Annotated in this window: 1 protein-coding gene and 1 pseudogene; both read right to left on the bottom strand. The window is 55.7% G+C overall.

Annotation, left to right across the window (positions count from 1 at the left end; genetic code table 11):
- Positions 1-162: 162 nt before the first annotated feature.
- A pseudogene (locus Q0835_RS29750) lies at positions 163-1710 on the bottom strand (Tn3 family transposase); the annotation flags it as partial.
- A gap of 77 nt (positions 1711-1787) precedes the next feature.
- On the bottom strand, positions 1788-1975 hold a 188-nt coding region (locus Q0835_RS29745; protein ID WP_298967086.1), incomplete at its 5' end, for an integrase core domain-containing protein.

The following is a 1975-nucleotide window of genomic DNA, read 5'->3' as shown; positions in this document are numbered from 1 at the left end:
TCGGCGGCGGAATGGTGATCTCGACATCCGGCCCGAAGGTCTCGGTCAAACAGTTCGAAACTCCGGTGCCGTCATAATACCAACGAGCGTTGATTGAGACTCAATTTTAGGCTTCGCAAAGAGCAACAAGGGGTCGGTTCCGGCTGGGGGCGGAATGACACCCTAAGAGTTTGCCTCGATGGGCCAAAGATATTCGCCAGTTAGCAGGATATGAGCCCAGCCCAAGGGTGAGATGTGGGCCAAAAGCTCCGGGGTCACATCCAGGCCTTCATTTTGGCGTTCGGCGACAGCATGGCCGAGATGGATGGTATTCCAGTAAACGATGATCGCTGTGAGCAGGTTCAGCCCGGCGATGCGGTAATGCTGCCCTTCGGTGGTTCGGTCGCGGATTTCGCCCTGCCTGCCTATGCGCAATGCATTTTTGAGTGCATGATGAGCCTCGCCTTTGTTCAGGCCGATCTGTGCGCGACGCTGCAAATCGGTGTCGAGAATCCATTCTATTATAAAGAGTGTTCGCTCAACACGGCCAACTTCCCGGAGCGCGGCTGCCAAATCGTTTTGCCGGGGATAGGATGCGAGTTTGCGGAGCAACTGGCTCGGTCTAATCTTGCCGGCAGCCATTGTGGCGGCGCTCCGAAAGAGATCGGGCCAGTTTGCAACAATCAGCTCTTCGCGGATTTTTCCACCGACCAGGCTACGCAAATCCTTAGGCGTTGCTGCGGGATTGAACACGTACAGGCCTTTCGAGGGTAAGTCGCGGATGCGCAGCACGAACCGATATCCGAGCATGGCGCTGGTTCCAAAGAGGTGATCTGTGAACCCCGCTGTATCGGCGTATTGCTCGCCAACGCGCTTGCCGGTTTCATTCATCAGTAGGCCGTCCAAGATATACGGCTCTTCGCTGACAGTTGCCGGAATTGTTTGCGACGCGAACGGTGCGAACTGATCATTGATGTGGCTGTAGGCTTTCAGGCCGGGCTCATTGCCGTACTTTGCATTGACCAAGTTCATGGCCTCACCCTGTCGTGCCGACGGGAAAAACTGACCATCACTTGATGCCGTTGTTCCCAAGCCCCAGAACTGAGACATTGGCAATTTCGCTTGCGCGCCCACGACCGTCGCTAGCGCCTGGTCCATTGCTTCGGTCTCGACATGCCTGCGAGCCAAACGCGAGAGCTGCCAGTAATCATGTGTGTTCGAAGCCTCTGCCATTTTTCGGAGACCGAGGTTCAATCCCTCGGCAAGCAAGACGTTCAGCAAACCGACTTTGTCGCTGCATGGCGCTCCGGTTCTTAGATTGGAAAAGGCATCGGAGAAGCTGATCGCCGCATCCACTTCCAGAAGGATGTCAGTTATCCGGATGGGCGGCATCCGGCGATAAAGATCGAGAACCAGTTCTTCGGCATTTTCGGGAACATCAGTGGTCAGCCGGTCGATCCGCAGCGTTCCATCTTCTATGATGCCATGAGGAATCGTCCCATCACGCGCGGCGCGCGACAGACGCTTAAAACCGGCAGAAAGACGCGCTTTGCGATCCGTCAACCAGGCATGAGGATCAAGGGGAACAGACAACTTGGCGCTTTCTTTCGCAGAGGCCAGTGGTACGAGGATCTGCTTGAGGTCGCCATATCGGCGGGAATGGTCGAGCCATACGTCTCCTGATCGGAAAGCATCCCTGAGATGGAACAGAACAGCTACTTCCCACAAGCGACAGTCGCCTTCATCAGAGGTGGTCCCGGTTTTTCGACCAGTTTTCCGCCCGGCTAAGCTATCGCATGGATTTCATTTCAGGCGGCAACCTTCAGGCCTGGGCCTTGACTATCATAGGCCTCGTCCGGTGTCAGCAGCCCGTGCGATGAGTGCGGGCGCTTCTCGTTGTAATAGGTGATCCAGGCGCTTATTCCCTCACGGGCTTCAGAGCCTGTTTCAAAAGCATTCAGGTAGACGCACTCGTATTTCACTGATCGCCAAAGGC

Origin of the sequence: uncultured Roseibium sp., assembly GCF_947499295.1 — a bacterium.
GTDB lineage: Bacteria > Pseudomonadota > Alphaproteobacteria > Rhizobiales > Stappiaceae > Roseibium.
The sequence above is the reverse complement of the archived record's forward strand: the minus strand, read 5'-3'. Positions and strand labels throughout refer to the sequence as shown.